The 19,080-nt window shown below is 61.4% G+C and carries 20 protein-coding genes; 10 read left to right on the forward strand and 10 right to left on the reverse strand.

All coding sequences use genetic code 11. From position 1 onward, the window contains the following. Positions 1-26 precede the first annotated feature (26 nt). Complete coding sequence (locus tag WIR04_RS17885) at positions 27-737, forward strand: tRNA1(Val) (adenine(37)-N6)-methyltransferase (RefSeq protein WP_338888720.1); 711 nt, start codon at positions 27-29, stop codon at positions 735-737. A 236-nt stretch (positions 738-973) separates the two neighbouring features. Beyond that, on the forward strand, positions 974-2,236 hold the full coding sequence (brnQ, locus tag WIR04_RS17890; RefSeq protein ID WP_338892628.1) for a branched-chain amino acid transport system II carrier protein: 1,263 nt from the start codon (positions 974-976) through the stop codon (positions 2,234-2,236). An 87-nt stretch (positions 2,237-2,323) separates the two neighbouring features. Here the strand turns inward: brnQ and WIR04_RS17895 are convergent, their stop codons facing one another. From WIR04_RS17895 to zur, 3 genes are read right to left on the reverse strand one after another with little or no spacing between them, the layout of a single operon-like run. Then, the gene (locus WIR04_RS17895) at positions 2,324-2,551 is read right to left on the reverse strand and encodes a hypothetical protein (RefSeq protein ID WP_163135628.1); all 228 of its coding nucleotides are present in this window, start codon (positions 2,549-2,551) and stop codon (positions 2,324-2,326) included. Between the two features lie 5 nt (positions 2,552-2,556). After that, positions 2,557-3,018, reverse strand: a complete 462-nt coding sequence (locus tag WIR04_RS17900; protein ID WP_025325657.1) for a chemotaxis protein CheX — start codon at positions 3,016-3,018, stop codon at positions 2,557-2,559. Beyond that, positions 3,008-3,466, reverse strand: coding sequence for a zinc uptake transcriptional repressor Zur (gene zur, locus WIR04_RS17905; RefSeq protein WP_025325656.1), 459 nt, complete (start codon positions 3,464-3,466; stop codon positions 3,008-3,010). The genes WIR04_RS17900 and zur overlap by 11 nt, the downstream gene beginning before the upstream one ends. Positions 3,467-3,602: 136 nt before the next feature. Here zur and dusA point away from each other — a divergent pair, with 136 nt between their 5' ends. Together dusA and WIR04_RS17915 are read left to right on the forward strand one after the other, a co-directional pair. Then, positions 3,603-4,589 carry a tRNA dihydrouridine(20/20a) synthase DusA gene (gene dusA / locus WIR04_RS17910; protein WP_338888725.1) on the forward strand — a complete coding sequence of 329 codons (987 nt, stop codon included), beginning with the start codon at positions 3,603-3,605 and terminating at the stop codon, positions 4,587-4,589. A gap of 2 nt (positions 4,590-4,591) precedes the next feature. Continuing rightward, positions 4,592-4,741, forward strand: a complete 150-nt coding sequence (locus WIR04_RS17915) for a hypothetical protein (protein WP_307765962.1) — start codon at positions 4,592-4,594, stop codon at positions 4,739-4,741. A 75-nt stretch (positions 4,742-4,816) separates the two neighbouring features. On the opposite strand, the gene WIR04_RS17920 is transcribed toward WIR04_RS17915, so the two are convergent. Both WIR04_RS17920 and hupA read right to left on the reverse strand, forming a co-directional pair. Beyond that, on the reverse strand, positions 4,817-5,242 hold the full coding sequence (locus WIR04_RS17920; protein ID WP_338888727.1) for a hypothetical protein: 426 nt from the start codon (positions 5,240-5,242) through the stop codon (positions 4,817-4,819). A 113-nt stretch (positions 5,243-5,355) separates the two neighbouring features. Next, positions 5,356-5,628 (reverse strand): nucleoid-associated protein HU-alpha, encoded by a 273-nt coding sequence (hupA, locus tag WIR04_RS17925; protein ID WP_005305063.1) that lies wholly within the window; start codon positions 5,626-5,628, stop codon positions 5,356-5,358. 338 nt (positions 5,629-5,966) lie between these two features. Between hupA and WIR04_RS17930 the strand changes: the two genes are divergently transcribed. Continuing rightward, entirely contained in the window at positions 5,967-6,449 is a 483-nt protein-coding gene (locus WIR04_RS17930) for an Rsd/AlgQ family anti-sigma factor (protein WP_025325653.1), read from the forward strand. 102 nt (positions 6,450-6,551) lie between these two features. Then, entirely contained in the window at positions 6,552-6,935 is a 384-nt protein-coding gene (locus tag WIR04_RS17935) for a PilZ domain-containing protein (RefSeq protein ID WP_025325652.1), read from the forward strand. 57 nt (positions 6,936-6,992) lie between these two features. On the opposite strand, the gene radA is transcribed toward WIR04_RS17935, so the two are convergent. Continuing rightward, positions 6,993-8,357 carry a DNA repair protein RadA gene (radA, locus tag WIR04_RS17940; RefSeq protein WP_025325651.1) on the reverse strand — a complete coding sequence of 455 codons (1,365 nt, stop codon included), beginning with the start codon at positions 8,355-8,357 and terminating at the stop codon, positions 6,993-6,995. Positions 8,358-8,457: 100 nt separating this feature from the next. Here radA and WIR04_RS17945 point away from each other — a divergent pair, with 100 nt between their 5' ends. After that, the gene (locus WIR04_RS17945; RefSeq protein ID WP_338888731.1) at positions 8,458-10,827 is read left to right on the forward strand and encodes a PilZ domain-containing protein; all 2,370 of its coding nucleotides are present in this window, start codon (positions 8,458-8,460) and stop codon (positions 10,825-10,827) included. Positions 10,828-10,918: 91 nt separating this feature from the next. On the opposite strand, the gene WIR04_RS17950 is transcribed toward WIR04_RS17945, so the two are convergent. Together WIR04_RS17950 and serB are read right to left on the reverse strand one after the other, a co-directional pair. After that, positions 10,919-11,824 (reverse strand): alpha/beta fold hydrolase, encoded by a 906-nt coding sequence (locus tag WIR04_RS17950; RefSeq protein ID WP_025325649.1) that lies wholly within the window; start codon positions 11,822-11,824, stop codon positions 10,919-10,921. A 29-nt stretch (positions 11,825-11,853) separates the two neighbouring features. Continuing rightward, positions 11,854-12,858 (reverse strand): phosphoserine phosphatase SerB, encoded by a 1,005-nt coding sequence (gene serB / locus WIR04_RS17955; protein ID WP_338888733.1) that lies wholly within the window; start codon positions 12,856-12,858, stop codon positions 11,854-11,856. A gap of 127 nt (positions 12,859-12,985) precedes the next feature. On the opposite strand from serB, the gene WIR04_RS17960 reads away from it, so the two are divergent. The 3 genes from WIR04_RS17960 to WIR04_RS17970 all read left to right on the forward strand — a co-directional run bounded on the left by WIR04_RS17960 (position 12,986) and on the right by WIR04_RS17970 (position 16,726). Then, a complete protein-coding gene (locus WIR04_RS17960; RefSeq protein ID WP_338888735.1) occupies positions 12,986-13,624 on the forward strand; it encodes an AhpA/YtjB family protein in 639 nt (212 codons plus the stop codon). 493 nt (positions 13,625-14,117) lie between these two features. After that, positions 14,118-15,785: a DUF3300 domain-containing protein gene (locus WIR04_RS17965; protein ID WP_338888737.1), complete on the forward strand. Its 1,668-nt coding sequence runs from the start codon at positions 14,118-14,120 to the stop codon at positions 15,783-15,785. Beyond that, positions 15,785-16,726: a DUF2950 domain-containing protein gene (locus WIR04_RS17970; protein ID WP_338888739.1), complete on the forward strand. Its 942-nt coding sequence runs from the start codon at positions 15,785-15,787 to the stop codon at positions 16,724-16,726. The genes WIR04_RS17965 and WIR04_RS17970 overlap by 1 nt, the downstream gene beginning before the upstream one ends. Before the next feature lie 282 nt (positions 16,727-17,008). Here WIR04_RS17970 and deoD read toward each other — a convergent pair whose 3' ends face one another. Both deoD and WIR04_RS17980 read right to left on the reverse strand, forming a co-directional pair. Then, positions 17,009-17,722, reverse strand: a complete 714-nt coding sequence (deoD, locus tag WIR04_RS17975; protein ID WP_139436901.1) for a purine-nucleoside phosphorylase — start codon at positions 17,720-17,722, stop codon at positions 17,009-17,011. Positions 17,723-17,869: 147 nt separating this feature from the next. Next, positions 17,870-19,078: a phosphopentomutase gene (locus WIR04_RS17980; RefSeq protein ID WP_025325642.1), complete on the reverse strand. Its 1,209-nt coding sequence runs from the start codon at positions 19,076-19,078 to the stop codon at positions 17,870-17,872. Positions 19,079-19,080: the final 2 nt, after the last annotated feature.

Raw genomic sequence — 19,080 nt, forward strand, 5'->3', positions numbered from 1 at the left:
CATGGCAGACGAGCAACGAGGGTCAGATGGGGCGTAGCAGCGGTTTTACTTTCAAACAATTTCACATCGACCATGACCGCTGTGCCATGAAGGTGGGCACCGACGGCATACTGCTGGGGGCCTGGACGCCGGTCGACAATGCCCGCCGGATCCTCGACATCGGCACCGGCACCGGGCTCATCGCCCTGATGCTGGCCCAGCGCAGCACGAACGACTGCCGGATCGACGGGGTGGAGCTGGATAAGGATGCAGCGGACCAGGCCAGGGATAACGTGGCGGCCTCCCCCTGGGCCACCCGGGTCAGCATCATAGAGAGCGCCATTCAGGATTATCAGGCGGCTCCTTACGATCTCATCGTCTCCAACCCCCCCTATTTCGTTGCAGGTCAGGTATTTAGCGATCCGGCCAGGGCGCTCGCCCGTCACACTGGCGCACTCGATCCCCATGCGCTGCTGGCGGCAAGCCGTCGTCTGCTGAGTCAGGATGGGCGGCTGGCGCTGGTGCTGCCCACCGCCATGGCTGATGAAATTTTATGCATCTCGGCGGATTATGATCTGTACAGCCTTTGTTATACAGCTGTTATCACCAGGGAGGGGAAAGAGGCAAATCGCGTTTTATTGCTACTTGGCAGAGGATTAAGCAGGTGCGAGCAGGGTGAAATTGTGATCCATTCTACTGCCGGAGGCTATTCCGACAGATACATCCAACTAACCAGCCCCTTCTATTTGAAGATGTAAATTTCGCCTTGAACTATTTTTTCACATCATTATGCTGACTAGCAAACGAGCACCCGCTCAAGACCAGCTCAAACCACTGGTGGCGATGAAAAAAGCAGCGGGGCTCCTTTTTTTTACCCCTGAACAACGCCGGTCACTGACCAATAAAAAACTATAACAAGCAATAGTTTACAAGACAGACGAGGTTGAACTTGACGAAATCACTCACATTGTCCGATGTACTCGGATTGGGCTTCATGACCTTCGCCTTCTATCTGGGCGCAGGCAACATCATCTTCCCGCCTCTGGCCGGTTACATGGCGGGTGAGCACCTCTCCCTGGCCATGCTGGGCTTCCTAGTGACCGCCGTGGGCCTGCCCCTCATCACCATTCTCGCCGTCGCCAAGGCCGGCAACGGCTGGGCCGGCATGACCAAGTTGCTGCCCACCGGCGTCGCCACCGCCCTGGCCGTCGCCATCTACATCATCATAGGCCCGGCCTTCGCCGCTCCCCGTACCGGCCTGGTGGCCTACGAGATGGGCCTCAAGCCCTTCCTGGGTGACATGGGTCAATCCGGGCTGGTCGCCTACACCGTGGTCTTCTTCGGGATCGCCATCCTGGTCTCCCTCAATCAGGGCAAGCTGATGGATGCCATCGGCAAATACCTGACCCCGGTGCTGATGCTGCTGCTGCTGACCCTGGCCGTCGGCGTCTTCGTCGCACCGCAGGGCACCATGCCCGCCTCGTCCGGCGACTATCAGCACAGCCCGCTGGTGAAAGGGATCCTGGAAGGCTACAACACCATGGATACCCTGGCGTCCCTGATGTTTGGCGCCCTGATCGTCGATCTGCTGCGCAAGAAAGGCATTCACGACTATCAGAGCCAGTTCAAGTACCTGGCCATCGCCGGCATCATCTCCGCCATCGGCCTGTCCGTGGTCTATGTCTCCCTGTTCCAGCTGGGTAACACCGCGGCCGGTGTCGCCACCGACGTCAGCAATGGCGGTGCCATCGTCAACGCCTACGTGCTGAGCCTGTTCGGTCAGCCGGGTCAGTTCATCCTGGCAGCCATCATCACCCTGGCCTGCTTCACTACGGCCGTGGGCCTGATCTCCGCCTGCTCCGACTTCTTCCACAATCTCACCGGCGTGAGCTACCAGAAGCTGGTGGTACTGCTGGGTGTCGTCTGTGCCGTGGTGGCCAACGTCGGCCTGAGCCAGCTCATCAGCCTCTCCATCCCGGTGCTGGTCGCCATCTATCCGGTGGCCGTGGCCCTGGTGCTGGTCACCTTCCTGAAGGGTTACTTCGGGCGCCCTCGCCTGGTGTTCCGCTCCGTGCTGCTGGTTGCCTTCCTGTTCGGCTGCCTGGACGGTCTGGGTGCTGCCGGCATGAAGATGGATGCGTTCGCCTTCTTGCCGCTGTTCGACAAGGGCCTGGCCTGGTTGCTGCCCACCCTGCTGGCCTGCGGCCTGGGCACCCTGGTGCGCGGTGGTGACAAGCTGGCCGCCGAAGCCGCCTGATCCTCATCCCGACGACATAAAAAAGAGGCCAGCTTTCGCTGGCCTCTTTCATTTTTGCAACGGGTGCATGGCAAATCGGGTTAGTGCTCAGAGCACGGATGCCGGCTTGGGTTTGCCAGCCAGGCCGTACCAGTGGCTCTCGACCTGGCCGGCATGCCAGCGCAGGCTGCCCCAGGGCTGCTCACTCTGCCAGCGCGGGAAGTTGATCTGCACGCTGTTGTCTTCGTACTTGTAGAGCGAGGTGCTGATCTGGATATCCGACAGGATAAGCAGCAGCACCCCACAGATGACAGTCCATTTCAGCATCGTCCACATGGCGGTTACTCGAAGCAGATCTCTATGGTGGCACGGCCGTACTCGGAATCGAACGGCATCATGATCTTGGCACCGTCAGCCCTGTGGGTGATGGTGTGATTGGGGCCGGAGACGATGATGGGGGTCGCCATGTCGAACTCATAGCCCTTCTCCCCCAGCATGCGCTTGGCACCACCGGTCACCATGTTGGTGATCTCGCCCACCATGTCGGTTACCTCTTCGTTGATGGTGGCCGGTGCCTCCCCCAGCATGCGGCGCATGATCTCCAGCGCCAGCCCCTTCTCGAAGCTGATGGAGAGGGAGCCACGGGTCTGCGGACCCACCATGCCGATGAGGCCGGAGACATCTCCCCGCGCCAGCTCGTCCGTCTTGCGCTTGGGCGCGCCGGGTTTGAGCTCCAGCTGTGCCATGGTGGAGAGCACATTGAGCAGGGAGAGCAGGAACGGGTTTACAAAATCAGCCTTCATCTTCACTTCCTAGGGTGTCAGAGCAACGAGCACATTGACCATGGGCCTCTATGGTCTTGTTGGTAATAGTAAAACCATGCTGGTGAGCCTGCTCGGAAAAGGCGCTGTCGATGGCCGGATCGTGCAGCTCCACCACCTCCTTGCAGCGATCGCAGATCAGCAGCTGCATGGGATGGGCATGGTCAAAGTGGCAGCAGAAAATGAAGGCGTTGAGCGACTCCACCTTGTGGGCGAACCCCTGCTCGAGCAGAAAGTCGAGCGCCCGGTAGACGGTGGGGGGCTTGGCATGGGCCTCGGTCTGCTGCAACTGGGCCAGCAGATCATAGGCGCTGATGGCATTGCCATGGGCGGCAAGCAGCCGGAACACCTGGCGCCGGGTCGGGGTGAAACGGATCCCCCGCTGGTCGCAGAGACGTTCCGCTCGTTGTAGAAGTAGGTCTTGATTCATGATCACGCAGATACCCTGTCAATTAGCCGGATACTATCACAGGGCCCCCTGTGCGCGGCGACAAAATTCATTTTCTGAGGCTGTCTCACCTTGTGGTAGAATCCGGCCCCTTATTTTGCCAACCCGGATGATTTTTATGCAGGCGCAGCGCTTCTCCATCGCCCCCATGCTGGACTGGACCGATCGGCATTGCCGTTATTTCCACCGTCTGATGACCCGCCAGACACTGCTCTATACCGAGATGGTGACCACGGGTGCCATCATCCATGGCAAAGGGGATTATCTGGGTTACAGCGAGCAGGAACATCCCCTCGCCCTGCAGCTGGGTGGCAGCAACCCGGCGGACCTGGCCCGTTGTGCCAGGCTGGCCGAGGAGCGCGGCTATGACGAGATCAACCTCAACGTGGGTTGCCCGTCGGATCGCGTCCAGAACGGCCGATTCGGCGCCTGTCTGATGGGGGAGCCCGCCCTGGTGGCCGACTGCGTCAAGGCGATGCGCGATGTGGTGAGCATTCCGGTGACAGTGAAGACCCGTATCGGCATCGATGATCAAGACTCCTATGAATTCTTGCAGGCCTTCATCGAGCAGGTGCGCGACGCCGGCTGCGAGACCTTCATCGTCCACGCCCGCAAGGCCTGGCTGAGCGGCCTGAGCCCGAGGGAGAACCGCGAGATCCCGCCGCTCGATTACCCGCGCGTCTATAGGGTCAAGAAAGACTATCCCGAGCTGACCATAGCCCTCAACGGCGGGGTCAACTCCCTCGAGCAGACCCTGGAGCACCTGCAGCAGGTGGACGGCGTCATGATGGGCCGCGAGGCGTACCAGAACCCCTACATCCTGGCCGAGGTCGACAACCGGGTATTCGGCCAGGGTGGCGAGCTGCCGAGCCGCCACGAGGTGGTGCGCATGATGCTGCCCTACATGGAGCAGGAGCTGGCCAAGGGCAACTACCTCTCCCACATGACCCGTCACATGCTGGGCCTGTTCCAGAACATGCAGGGGGCCCGCGCCTGGCGCCGCCACCTGAGCGAGAACGCCTGCAAACCCGGGGCCGGCATCCAGGTGGTGCTGGATGCCATGGCCAAGGTGCCCGAATTCGCCCCGACCGGATCGGTGGAGTAAGCATGTATCGCTTCACCGGTTCCTGGCTGCACAAGGCGCTGGTTCGCCTCTGTGCCGGCATGCTGGCCATCCTCGGCATCAAGCTCAGCCCTTTCTATCTGCTCGGGCTCCTGATAGTGCTTGGTCTGCACAGGGAGCAGTTGCTCGGCTGACTTCGCCAGCCCTCAGGCAAGAAAAAGCCGGAACAGCGATGTTCCGGCTTTTTTTATCTGGATGGTGGCGCCCGCTCACTCCTCCAGCGCCACAAACTGCAATTCCGGGGGGGAGGAGGTCAGCACGTCGGCGCAGTAATCCCAGGTCGAGATGCGATAGTGCTGCAAGTCTTCGTCCAGGTGCAGACCATCGGACTCCTGATGGAACCAGCTGGCAAAACGGGACGGCGTGATCAGCTGGATCTGCTCCTCGATGACGTGGCTGTCCCGCCCTTCCGCCAGATCGCAATCTTCCATCACCCTCACGGCGAAGATATGGCGGAAATTGACCCGGCACAGCGGCTGCGGCGGCAGATCTATGCTGCGGGCACGCCCCAGCATGACGGTCAGGGTGTCACTCCAGATGTCCTGATGCAGTTCGGCCACAACCAGACCGGGGGGAAGTTGGCGGGAGGGTGCCCAGGGCACGGCCACCTGCCGGATGGCATTCTTCTGTTCCATATCCACCTCACTACAGCGCATGCCATATCCTGAGTGTATCTGAAACAAATTTTAACGAAGATGGCAAGAAAAAACCCGGCAGGAGCCGGGTTTCATTTGATTACTTTACGCGATTACTTGACGGCGTCTTTCAGCGCCTTGCCTGCCACAAAGGACGGCACATTGGCGGCTGCAATCTGGATCTCTTTACCAGTTTGCGGGTTGCGACCGGTGCGGCCCGCGCGATGGTTGACCTTGAAGGTACCAAAACCCACCAACTGAACGGCATCGCCCTCTTTCAGGCTCTGGGTAATACCATTGATGATCTCTTCCAGAGCAACTTTGGCCTGAGCTTTGCTCAGGTCTGCTTTGGCGGCAATTGCATCGACAAGTTGAGCTTTGTTCATAACATTTCCTTTATGATCGGGCATTTAGCACCGGGCCACTCTATTCAAAAAAAAACACTCAGGCAAAGGCTTTATCAGCCGGATTGGCTTGAATGCTGGGGTTTTCATCAAGATCTGCGGAAATAGTCACATATCTCGCCCCTGCGTCCTCCTGACAGGCGACACGGGACCAGAAACCGACGGAGACTTGTATGCAAACCCCCGCCTGATGTAACAATATCCCCACACTCCTATTGACGGTCAACAGGATTTTCCCTAGTTATAGGAGTGTCGTCAGTCGCTGAGAATGACCGAAGGCCTGCAGCCATCGCGCTTCATGCCATGCCCATGGAGGGACTATGTTAACTGAACTGGAACAAACCAAGCGCGCGTTGGCAGGCAAACACAGGGCAATCGATGACTGGCTGGATGCCAGGCAGGCATTGCTGGTCGAGTACATGCGGCTGGCCGGGCTCATGCCCACCAAGTCCAAGCAACGCTCCCTTCCCGGTCATGTCGAACTGCAACGCTTCTGCGAACAGCTGGTCGACTACGTCAGCGCCGGTCATTTCGAGATCTACAACCACGTGGTCACCGCCTTCGAGCAAGCCAGCGGTGACAAGCTGGAGCTGGCCAAACGCATCTATCCCCATATCCGTGCCTGCACCGAGTTTGCCCTGGAGTTCAACGACAAATACAGCAATGCCGACGAGGCCCAGCTGTTGCAGCTCGATGAGGATCTGAATCAGCTGGGTCCTGTGCTGGAGGACAGATTCAAGCAGGAGGACAGGCTGGTCAAGGCGCTTCAGGTTGTCGAATCCCTCAGTCGCCAGCGGGTCTGATGCTCAATATCGGAGCCAGTTCAACATCCTGATGCGCCAGCTACATTACACTCTGGGGCATGGATGGTTAGCACTGTGCTCGCACGCAGACCGGAGATGAACATGGCCGAGCGCCGCCACTTTACCCGAATCTTCTATTTGACCGCCGCCAAACTGACCCAGGGGGTGCGCCAGTGGCGTACCCAGCTGGTGGATGTCTCCCTGCAGGGTGCCCTGCTGCTCAGGCCCGAGGATTGGGTCGGCAGCGACGACAAGGAGTACGAGATCTGCTTCATGCTGGGCGGCAGTGACATCGAGATCAAGATGCAGGTCGAACTGACCCACGAGGCCAGCAAGAAGCTGGGTTTCTACTGCCACCACATCGACATCGACAGCGCCACTCATCTCAAGCGGATGATGGAACTGAACATAGGTGAAGAGCAGCTCCTGTATCGCGAGCTGGAGCAGCTGCTGCAAGAACACAGGGAACACAATCCCCCCTCCTGATCCGTCATCAATGAAAAAGGAGCCTCACAGGCTCCTTTTTTGTGCTCTTTTACGCTGTTACAAGGCCTCGAGGGCATCGGACAGCTTCTTCACCGGCACCACTTCCATCCCCTCGATGGGGTGCTTGGGCGCGTTGGCATGAGGCACTATGGCGCGGCGGAAACCGTGCTTGGCCGCCTCCTGCAACCGCTCCTGGCCGGAGGGCACGGGCCGGATCTCCCCAGACAGCCCCACCTCGCCGAACACCACCAGATCCTTGGGCAGGGGCTGATCCCGGAAGCTGGAGACCATGGCCAGCAGCAGCGCCAGATCCGCACTGGTCTCCTCGACCTTGACCCCGCCGACCACGTTGATGAAGACGTCCTGATCCGCCATCTGCAGGCCGCCATGACGGTGCAGCACCGCCAGCAGCATGGCGAGACGGTTGTGATCCATGCCCACTGCCACCCGGCGCGGGTTTGAGACCTGGGAGTAATCCACCAGCGCCTGCAACTCCACCAGCAGGGGGCGCGTCCCCTCCCAGATCACCATGACGATAGAGCCGGGTGCCTGCTCCTCGCCGCGGCTCAGGAAGATGGCGGAGGGGTTGCTCACCTCCTTCATCCCCTGCCCCGTCATGGCGAAGACGCCAAGCTCGTTGACCGCACCGAAGCGGTTCTTGTGGGAGCGCAGGGTGCGAAAGCGCGAGTCGTGGGCACCATCCAGCAGCACCGAGCAGTCGACGCAGTGCTCCAGCACCTTGGGACCGGCCAGGGTGCCGTCCTTGGTGACATGGCCCACCATGAAGATGGCGACATGATTCTGCTTGGCATAGCGGGTGAGCAGAGCCGCAGACTCGCGCACCTGGGAGACAGAGCCGGGGGATGACTGCACATCCGCCACATGCATCACCTGGATGGAGTCGATGACCATGATCTGCGGCTGCTCCTGCTGGGCGATGATGCAGATCTGCTCCACGCTGGTTTCCGACAGCATGCGCAGCTTGTCGGTGGGCAAGCCCAGCCGGCCGGCCCGCATCGCCACCTGTTGCAGGGACTCCTCCCCGGTCACATAGAGGGTCTTCATCCGCTGCGCCAGGCCGCACATGGTCTGCAGCAGCAGGGTCGATTTGCCCGCCCCCGGGTTGCCGCCGATGAGGATGGCCGAACCCGGCACCACACCGCCGCCGAGCACCCGATCCAGCTCCTTGAAGCCCGAACTGAAACGAGGGATCTCGGTGGTCGCGACTTCGGCCAGGGTCTGCACCTGGCTGCCGACGGCGCCGGCATAACCGGTGTAGCGGGCACTCTTGCCGGGGGTAGTGACACCCAGTCGGACCTCGGTGATGGTGTTCCACTCCTTGCACTCGCTGCACTGACCTTGCCAGCGGGTGAAGTCGGCGCCACATTCGGAACAAACATAGGCGGTTTTGTTTTTGGCCATGGATAACTCGGGGACAGGATGAATTCCTGCTTGATATACTGGTTTGCGACCGGCAGATCAAACCCAGAATCGGAAAAGTGACTTTCCGCGGCAGGAATACATGGATTCAGAACAACCACTCCACCTGATAGAACAACTTGTCCCCCTGCTCCGGGAAAAGGACTTCGACGAGATCTTCAACCGCCTGACCCAGAACGAGAATACCAACAGCCGCTTCCTGCTGAAGATGGAACTCAAGCGCAAGTGCACCCCCTGTCGGCGCGTGATCGACATGCGCAACGAGCTGGGGGCCCTCTGTCAGGTGTACGAGTTCGAGGGGGTGACCCACTTTATGCCCGCCGAGGCCGTCGAGCAGTTCCAGTCCCAGTGCTACCTATATCGGGACAGCTACACGCTCGGGGTCTACGAGGCGCTGCAAGCCTGGTACAGGCTCAATCAGGGGCGCAGCGAGAGCCTCTCCCTGCCCGTCAGCCCGTTCAGCCCCTTCGACGTCAACGCCATCCCCTTCGCCAGTCACTACGGCCGGCAGGAGGAGCGGATGCACTTCAGCTCCCCCATGGTGCTCAAGCTGGCAAACGGGGAGAAGCTCCAGGCCAAGAGTTCGGACATCTCTCTCGGCGGGATCCGGGTCTCGGTCCCCCATCTGCCCGACTACCAGACCGGCGACCACATCGAGGTCTTCTTCACCGGCCTGGAGCGCGAAAACCCCCACCCCCTGCTGCGTGACTCGATCAGCTACCAAATCCTGGGAGAGGAGCAGAAAGAGGGGAAATTCTGGCTGCGGCTGGTGAAGAGCGGCGAGCACCCCGCCTTCGACGAGTTCCTGCGCGACTTCATCGAGCGCAACCGCAGTCGCTATCGGGTCAGTGTCGACTACCTGCTGTCGGCCGCCATCATCAAGGGATACGAGCAGTTCTACCTGCCGCGCATGACCGGCATGCCGCTCTACTTCGGCAAGGGCGACGCCCCTGGCCTCGAGATCGCCCTGCGCACCGAGAACAACCAGCACATCCTCGAGTACTGGCGTGACGCCAAGAACCGCGACATGCTCGCCAGCCTCTTCACGGCGGCGCGCATGCCCTCCCTGTTGCCCGCCAAAGGGGGGCTGCGAGAGACCCTGATCTACAGCTTCACCCACTCGGTGCGCAGTCACCTCTACTTCTTCTCCGCCACCCGCGAAGAGTTGCAGCAGAGCGGCCTGACGTCCCTCTTCTTCCAGGTCGGTGCCCGTCGTCCCAGCTGGCGCGTCTACAAGTTCAGCCTGGAAGCCTGCGCCCTGCACGAGGCCGACCTCGACAGCCAGCGGGGAGAGTCGCACCAATTGCAGGACATGCTGCTGCGCGAGCGCCTCGGCCAGATAGGCTACGTCGGCCTGCTGCAGGAGATAGGGCTGGACCACCAGCGCAGCGAGTTCCACTACGACAGCCAGCAGCCCAACGCTAACGCCTTGCAACGCTTCGGCCACGACACCCAGGCGCCCCCCTTCGAGATAGAGACGCTGCACTATGTGCAACTGCGCAAGGAGGCCCGCTACGTACACAAGACGGCGATAGTGCTCAGGTACCAGGACCGCGCCTGGATCGGCTGGACCCGTGACATCTCGGCCCATGGCATGCAGATCGAGCTGGAGGAGGCATTCGAGGGAGAGAAGGGGGAGACTGTCACTGTCGCCCTGCCCAGGCTGCAGGAGCTTGCCAAGACCATGGACTTGCAGCGCCTGCCCTACCGGCTGGTCAGCCTCAATCTGAGCCGTACCGTGCTGCACCTTTGTATCGAAGGCACGGCGGAGCGCCACATCGGCCATCAGTTCTTCAGCCTGCTGATCGAGAGCAACCAGAACAAGCTCAAGGCCACCCGGGAGCACAAGCGCTACCGCGGCATGGCACGGGCGCTGCGCAACCTCTATACCCACCACCTGTTCAACTCGCCGGTCTATGTCAACAAGCTCAAGGCAGCCGCAAGACCTTCCGCCGTGGGCATGGCCCCCCGACCGCGCAGCCTCTCCCGCCTATTGCAGGCCTGCGCCGGGCAGGAGAAGCAGTTGAACCTCTATCCCCTGTTCCAGGGGGCCCTGCTCAAGACAGTGCTGCTCGACCCATTGCGCACCCTGGCGCGGGAAGACAAGCCGGAGGAGGAGGAGGTCTACATCGCCAGCCTGCACTCCCAGGGCGGGGCTCCCCTGTTTCGCAGCCACCTGGCCAGCAGTTTTTCCTCGCCGGAGGCGAAGCGCCGCTTCATCGAGCTGGCCCTGCAGCAGGGGGAGTTCTATTCGGTGCTGGTCGGCATCTCCCGCACCGGTCGCCCCGATACCAGCTTCATCGCGGGCGAGCTGGACTACATCGCCAAGTTCGCCATTCACAAGGCCAAGCAGCTGGAAGAGGAGCTGTGGAGCGTGGTGGGAGTCGGTGAACTGACCGATACCACAGAGGCCACCCTGTTCCGGCTCGGCATCAAGCCCCCGGCGAAGTAGCCCGCAGAGGCCAGCCCCTGGTGCCCTCTGTCGTCAGCTGTCGGCATCAGGGGCAGGTGGTGGGCAGATGGCTGCCCGTTTCAGCGAGCGCTCAGGCCGCCTGGGGGTTGAGCAGCCAGGCGAGGATCTCGGGGAAGTGATCCTCCTGGGCCTGGGGCGCCGTCAGCATGTTGATGTGATCGTAATCGAGCCGGTTGCCGTTATCCCGGCCGAGGCGGGTGTGGCGGGTCGCCGACCCCATCTCGACACTGAAGCGGCGCACGTCTGTGGGGTGACCCAGCACCTTGTCCGCCTTGGCCGAGATCATCCAGAGCGGCGGCCAGCTCACCCTGGCGGCGGCCTCGTCATAGGCAAAGCCGTCGTGGGGATCCTGCCAGGGCCCGCATTTCACCCAGGGAATGGTCTCCTGCAGGTAACGCAAGGGCTCATCATCGGCCCCTATCTTCAACTTGCGGGCAGCCAGAAAACCCTGGCGGCGCGCCAGCCAGGGCGCCAGCCGGTTCCAGATCAGGTCCACCTTCAGCCAGCGCTCGGGGCTCTGCACCGAGACCCCCCGCTTGGTGCCGAAGAACACCAGGCTCGCTATCTGATCCGCCAGTTCGGGGAAGCGCACCAGGGTCGAGGCCATGATGACCCCACCCCAGGAGTGGGCCATCCAGTGCACCCTGGCTGCGGGATGGCGCGCCGCCACCCAGTGCTGCAGCGCCGGCAGATCCTCGGTGATCAACTCATGCTGGCCGTGGCCGGCACGCTCGGCGATGGCCGGTGTGCTCTGACCTCGCCCACGCAGATCGGCCACGTACACCTGATAGCCGTGCCTGGCCAGAAAACAAGCCAGCCCCTTGCCGGATTCGGTGTAGAAGATACGCCCGTTCTCGATGGCGCCGTGCACCATCAGGATGGGATCGGCGTGGACGGCGACACCGGGCTGGATATGGCGCACATGGAGCCGATGTTCGCCACAGGGGACAAACAGGGATTGTTGCAACAGTTCCATCTTGTTCTCTGCTCCTCCTTGAGCGGGTTTCAACTCCAGCGCCTGTCGCGGCAGGCGAGCGCGCCGAGCAGGCAAAGCACCCCTTCCAGATCATGGTGATTGAGGGTGGCGGCCGCCTGGGCCCGCACCAGGGGTTTGGCGTGAATGGCGATGCCGAGCCCTGCCACCCCCATCATCTTGAGATCGTTGGCGCCATCGCCAACCGCCACCGTCTGGGCGGCGGGGATCCCATGCTCCCGGGCCAGTTGCAGCAGCGCCTCGGCCTTGGCGGCGGCATCCACTATGGGACCGCTCACCTGGCCGGTCAGCACGCCCCCTTCCACCGCCAGCTCGTTGGCGAAGATGGCGTCCAGCCCCAGCGCCTGCTGCAGTTCGCCAGCGAAACGGGTAAAGCCGCCGGAGGCGATCGCCACTGTCCAGCCCGCCTGCTTGAGGGTGTCGACCATCAGCTGCAAGCCGGGCATCCAGGGCATGGCGGCCGCCACCTCATCGAGGATGGCGACAGGGGCCCCCTTCAGCAGGGCGACCCGGTTGCGCAGGCTGTCGGCAAACTCCAGCTTGCCCTGCATGGCCGCCGCCGTCACGGCCGCCACCTGCTCACCCACACCCGCCAGACGGGCGATCTCGTCGATGCACTCGATCTGGATGGCTGTGGAGTCCATGTCCATCACCAGCAGCCCGGGTGCCCCCAGGGTGGGCAAGGTGGCGAGATGGCAGGCATCTATGTCCCACTCCTGCCCCTTGAGTGCCAGTACCAGCTCGGGGCAGAAGCGGCTCGCACCGAGCAGCAGCAGGGGCACACCGGCCTGCTCCCCCACGGGATAGAGGCTGGCCTCGACCCTGTGGTCTGCCAGCAGCGTCGCCAATTTTGTCAGGTGGCGGGCACCTAGCGCCTTGCCAAACAGCACCAGCCAGGCGCCGTCATGGGCACTGGCCGCGGGCAGCAGGGCTTCGGGGGAGAGCTGCCAGCAGGGAGCACCGCACAGAGCCTGGGACCAGTCGTGCGGGGAGCGGGGAAATTGGGACAACAACATAAGAGAGACACCTTCCTTGGGGATCATGGGGTTCATCATGCGGGCCCAGAGTAGCGTATTGCTTTTTGTACAGGCAAGCGCCAAGATCCCGCCACCATTGTCCATTCCCCCCAAGAGGCTCAGCGCTGTGCGTCATCTCCCCATCAAACGTGTTATCAGCCTGGCAGCGGGGATCCTGCTCGGTCTCTGGGTGCTGGTGCTGATGATCCACATGCAGGGAGCAAGCCAGGCCGCATTGCACAGCGCGGCGCGGGATAGGGCCCAGGCGCTGGTCGCCTACGCCGCCCGGGACATGCGACGCTGGATCAAGGAGGACAAGGAGAGCGAGCTGGAGCGCCTGGCACAGGATCTGGCCGCCGAACCCGACATCCTCGACGTCACCCTCTACGACGCCCGCGGCATCCCCCTCGCCCAGTCGGATCAGGCCGTTCCCCTCGAGAGTCTGTTGCCCATCGGCACCGACAACAAGTCCCTGCCGGAGCAGGGCAAGGGGCGCACCCAGTTCGTGCAGGAGATCCAGGAGGGGAACCTGACCCTGGGCTACCTGAGGATCACCCTGGAGGAACAACGGCTGCTCGCCGCGCAGGATACCCATCTCAAGGTGAGTCAGGAGAAACAGCGGCTGATGCTGCTGGTGATGCTGCTGGCCGGCCTGCTCATCTCCTACGGGGTGCGTCGCAACTACATGCGGGTACGCAAGCACAAGAAGAGATCGGTGCAAAACCAGGCCTCCGCCGACAACGCACCGCCGCCAGGCATCGAATAAGGCTCGGTTCGCGAAACGCCTTGGTCTTGTTATTACCCCCAGCTGTTCGAGTACCTGATCGAGCAGAGTATCGAGTCGCTTGACTCCCCCGTCGTCACTGAAGCGCTCGTTAACGAAGTGCCGCTCCACGATCACCTCATGCCACAGTTCCTTGACCAGCCTATCCAGCCATTTGCGCGGAGTCGGCGTTCAGCTGTGCTGCGCCTAGATCCTCTTCATCCTTGAATCTCGAACCTCACCGAAGGCGGTATCCCATGACCCTTAGCTTCTCAGGTCTGCCCATCTGACCTTGGTTACATCCAGGGGTCAGGCCTAACTTGAGACAGAAGCAAACGAATTTTTCACGCCTTTCCAGCCGCTTTGGGGTGTGAACTCGATTCGTGGTTTATGTTTTCGGTATGAGACGCCCGCATTGAATGCAATGAGATACAACATTTGTGGAAATCTTCAGGCAAGGGGCACATCAGCCACTCCAGCAGAAGGAAACAAGACCATGAAGCAACCCCTATTTCGCCGTAGCGCGTTGGCGGCCGTGATCGCCCTCTGCACGGTATTGGCTGCATGCAAAGAGGAGCCCCCTCCCGTCACGCAAAGTGTCCAGCCCAGCGCGGCCTCCAGCACAGCCAGCGCTGCGGTCGCACCGCAAGGGCAGCCTCAGCCTGTTAACACGCAAGCATCGAAATATACCCCAGAGGCGCTCGAGACCCTGCTTGCGCCCGTAGCCCTTTATCCTGATTCGGTATTGGCTCAGGTGCTGGCCAGTGCCACCAATCCGCAAGAGGTACTCGATGCCGGCAACTGGCTGGTCGCCCACCCCAATCTCAAGGGGAAAGAGCTGACCGCCGCCATTGCGCCGCTGGGCTTTACGCCGCCCACCATGTCGCTGATGCACTTTCCGACCGTGATGGACATGATGTGCTTGAAGATGGAGTGGACGACCGAGCTGGGCAGTGCCTTCCTGGCCGATGAACCGGGCGTGCTGGCAGCCGTTCAGCGGCTGCGTCAACAGGCGATGGAGGTGGGCAACCTGAAAGACTCGGAACAGATGAAAGTGGTCAGGGATGAACAGAACAATCAGCAGATCGTCACCATTGCGCCTGCCAACCCTGACGTCGTTTATGTCCCGCAATACGACCCGAGCGCCGTCTATAGCCCACCGGCTGCCGGACCAGCCCCAGCACCGGTGACCACAGCAACCACGACAACGACCGCGCCTGCAACAACGACCACGACAGTGGTGGAACATGACGATGATGATGAATACGACCGCGGCGATATGGTCTTGACGGGCTTGCTCGCCTTTGGTGCGGGCATGCTGGTCAACGAGGTCTTCAACGACGACGATGAGGGCGATTATTATTACCCTCGGTGGGGATCAGGTTATCCCAGCGGTTACGCTCCCTATCGTTACAACCCCAACTATGGCAATGGTTTCCGTCCCACCAATGGCTACAACCGTCCGGTCAACTATCAGCGGGGCTCCAACAACAATATTTATATCAATGCCAGGGGGGACGACTACTTCAACAAGTTCGAGCGCGGCCCCAATAACTACCTGCGCCAGGCCGACAGCCCCATCACGGCGGCGCGCCCCCAGCGCTCTGAGCTCGCTACCCTGGAACAACGCTCGCGCAATAACGAGGCTGCGGGGGGCCGACGAGATGGCGCACCTAAGGGGACCTATGCGGGGGCCAATCGCCAGCCTAAAGGCGAATACACCGGCGCCCCGCGCGCTGTCAATGAGGCGAACAGGGAGGCTCGCGCAGCAGCGCCGAAGGGGAGCTATGCGGGAGCCAACCGCCAACCCAAAAACGACAATGCCAAGGCGACACGCGACACCAGACAGGCGAATGTGGCCCAGCGCACGCCGCGCCAGGGCGACTACGCGGGAGACAGGGTCAAGCGGCAGCAAGTCACGCCACAGACCGCTGGAGCGCGTGATCGCGGCTATGCCCAACCACGCGCCACTCACAGCAAGAACGCGGCACAGACGGCAACCCGCAGAGCACCTGTGGCCTCGGCCTCAACCTCAAGGAGTGCCTTCCAAGGGGTACATAATACGGGCAGAACCGAGCGCGCCGCCAGCCAACGTGGCCGCGAAAGTATGGCTAATAGAGCGCATACCGGGCGCACCACTCAACCCAGACGGAGTACGCGATAATGAAGCCTTTGTTGAAATGGAGTTGGGCCTCCTCATGGGGTTTGGCCCTGCTGGCCCTGGTCTGCGCCAGCGATGCAGGCGCCATGGCACCGCGCACCTTCGCCACCCCGGATGAGGCGGTACAGGCCCTGATCACTGCCCTGGAGAAGAACGATGTCAGCGCACTGACGCTGTTGCTCGGCGAAAAGAGTGAGGAAGCCATCAGCTCGGGGGATGAGGTGGCCGATGCCAATGATCGCGCCGCCTTCGTCGCGAGCTTCAAGAGCAAGCACCAGCTGGTGGCCGAAGGTAAGGATAAAATGATCCTGGTCGTGGGGGAGTCGGATTGGCCACTGCCAATCCCCCTCGTGGCCGCAGATGGCAAGTGGTTTCTCGATGGCGCCACAGGAGCCAAAGAGATCGTCTATCGCCGCATCGGTCGGAATGAGTTGGGGGCGATTGCGGTGTGCCGTGGCTTTATCGACGCGCAGATAGAGTACGCCGCCATGGGGCATGATGGCCAAACCGCGGGACTCTTTGCGGCAAAACTGCGTAGTGATGCAGGACAACAAAATGGACTCTATTGGCCTGTGGCCAAGGGTGAACCGGCAAGTCCGGCCGGAGAGGAGGTCGTCAGTGCCGCGGCAGAAGGCTACAAGGCCTTGGTCGGTCAACGCACACCCTATCATGGCTACTACTACCGTATCCTGTATGCCCAGGGAGCCGCGGCCAATGGGGGGGAGAAAGAGTACTTTGTCGACGGGCAATTAAGAGACGGTGTCGCCCTGATCGCCTGGCCGGCCGATTATGCCAACAGCGGGGTGATGACCTTCATGGTGAATCACGAGGGTCGGGTTTATCAAAAGGATCTAGGGGCCGACACGGCAGCGGCCGTTGAGGCGATCCAGCTGTTCAATCCCGATAAGAGCTGGTCGCTGGTGGTGAGCGAAGAGGGTGATTAGGGCTCTTTATCTACCATCGGATCTTGGCGAATAGCAGGGCCCAGGGCGGCTTGATTGAGAGCACCGGAGGGGATGCGCGGCCAGCCGTCCCCTCGCTGACCCACGCGATGTTCGGCATCAGAATGAAGATCAGCTGAGTCAGAGTTTCATGGTGTTGACCTCGTGGTGGGCGGCCAGAAAGGATAGACAGCACAGCTGGCCCTCTGGACCCACTTCCCAAATGAGGCATAAAAAAACGGCGACCCCAGGGTCGCCGTTTTGCATGGAGCCGAAGCCGCGGGATCAGTCACCCAGCAACACGGAGTCCAGCGCGATTTCGATCATGTCGTTGAAGGTCAGCTGACGCTCTTCGGAGCTGGTCTGCTCGCCGGTACGGATGTGATCGGAGACGGTGCAGATGGTCAGGGCACGGGCACCGTACTCTGCGGCCACGCCGTAGATGCCGGCAGCTTCCATCTCGACACCCAGGATGCCGTACTTTTCCATGACGTCGAACATGGAGGGATCCGGGGTGTAGAACAGGTCGGCGGAGAAGATGTTGCCCACGCGCACCGGAGTGCCCTTGTTCTTGGCGGCTTGCACGGCATTGGCAACCAGGTCGAAGTCGGCGATGGCGGCGAAGTCGTGATCCTTGAAACGCAGACGGTTGACCTTGGAGTCGGTGCAGGCACCCATGCCGATCACCACGTCACGCAGTTTCACGTCTTCACGCACGGCACCGCAGGAGCCCACGCGGATCAGGGTCTTCACGCCGTAGTCGGTGATCAGCTCTTTGGCATAGATGGAGCAGGACGGGATGCCCATGCCGTGGCCCATGACGGAGATGCGACGGCCCTTGTAGGTACCGGTGAAGCCGAGCATGCTGCGCACGTCACACACCTGCTCGACGTTCTCCAGGAAGGTCTCGGCGATGTACTTGGCACGCAGGGGGTCGCCCGGCATCAGCACTGTGTCAGCAAAGGCGCCATCTTTTGCATTGATATGAGGAGTTGCCATTCTCTTGATTCCTTCACACTAGGTTGAGTTTTATTGTTTTTAAAATTGCCCGCCACCTGAGTGGCAGGCGGGTCAGTTACAAAAAGCAGAGACCCTGCTGCAACCGGGCAGAGCACAGCCGAGATGCCGCCCTGCCCAGGATCGGCATCACAGGAAGCTGGTGCCGTATTGCAGCTTGGGCAGACCGTGGTAGGCCGCTATGCTCTGGCCGATGTCGGCGAAGGTCTCGCGACGGCCGACGGAACCGGCCTTGACCGGCTTGCCGTAGAACAGCACCGGGATGTATTCACGGGTGTGGTCGGTGCCACTCCAGGTCGGATCGCAGCCGTGGTCGGCGGTCAGCACCACCACATCGCCGTCTTGCAGTATCTCGAACAGCTCCGGCAGGCGGGAGTCGAAATACTCCAGCGCATCGGCGTAGCCCTTGACGTCACGGCGGTGGCCGTAGGAGGAGTCGAAGTCCACGAAGTTGGTGAAGACGATGGTGTTGTCACCGGCCGCTTTCACCTCTTCAAGGGTTCTGTCCCACAGTTCGGTCAGGCCTGTGCCCTTCACCTGCTTGGTGATGCCCTGCTGGGCATAGATGTCGGCAATCTTGCCAATGGAGACCACCTGGCCACCCGCATCCTTCATGTAGTCCAGCACTGTCGGCGCCGGCGGCAGCACCGAGTAGTCGTGACGGTTGCCGGTACGCTTGAAGTTGCCCTTGCCGCTGCCCACGAACGGACGGGCGATGACGCGACCAATGTTGTAGGGCTCCAGCAGCTCGCGCACTATGTGGCACAGCTCGTACAGCTTCTCGAGGCCATAGGTCTCTTCGTGGCAGGCGATCTGGAACACCGAGTCGGCAGAGGTGTAGAGGATCGGCTTGCCGGTGCGCATATGCTCCTCACCCAAGTCATCAAGCACCTGGGTGCCGGAGGCGTGGCAGTTGCCGAGGTAACCCGGCAGACCCGCCTTCTCGACGATGGCGTCCAGCAGTTCCTGCGGGAAGCTGTTGTGGTGATCGTGGAAGTAACCCCACTCGAACAGCACGGGCACGCCGGCGATCTCCCAGTGACCGGACGGGGTGTCCTTGCCGGAGGAGAGCTCCTGGGCGAAGCCGTAGGCACCGACGACCTCGATATCTTTCTTCAAGCCTGCCGGGAAGTAGCCGGAAGCCTGCTCCCCTGCGTGGCCCAGGCCCAGCTTGTTGAGGTTGGGCAGGTTGAGGGCACCACGGCCTTCAATCTCACCGGCGGCGCAGGCCTTGGCGATATGGCCAAGGGTGTTGGCGCCCACATCTCCGAACTTCTCGGCATCGGCGGCAGCGCCAATACCGAAGGAGTCCATCATCAGAATAAAGGTACGTTTCATGG

Source organism: Aeromonas rivipollensis, assembly GCF_037811135.1.
GTDB classification, from domain to species: Bacteria; Pseudomonadota; Gammaproteobacteria; order Enterobacterales; family Aeromonadaceae; genus Aeromonas; species Aeromonas rivipollensis.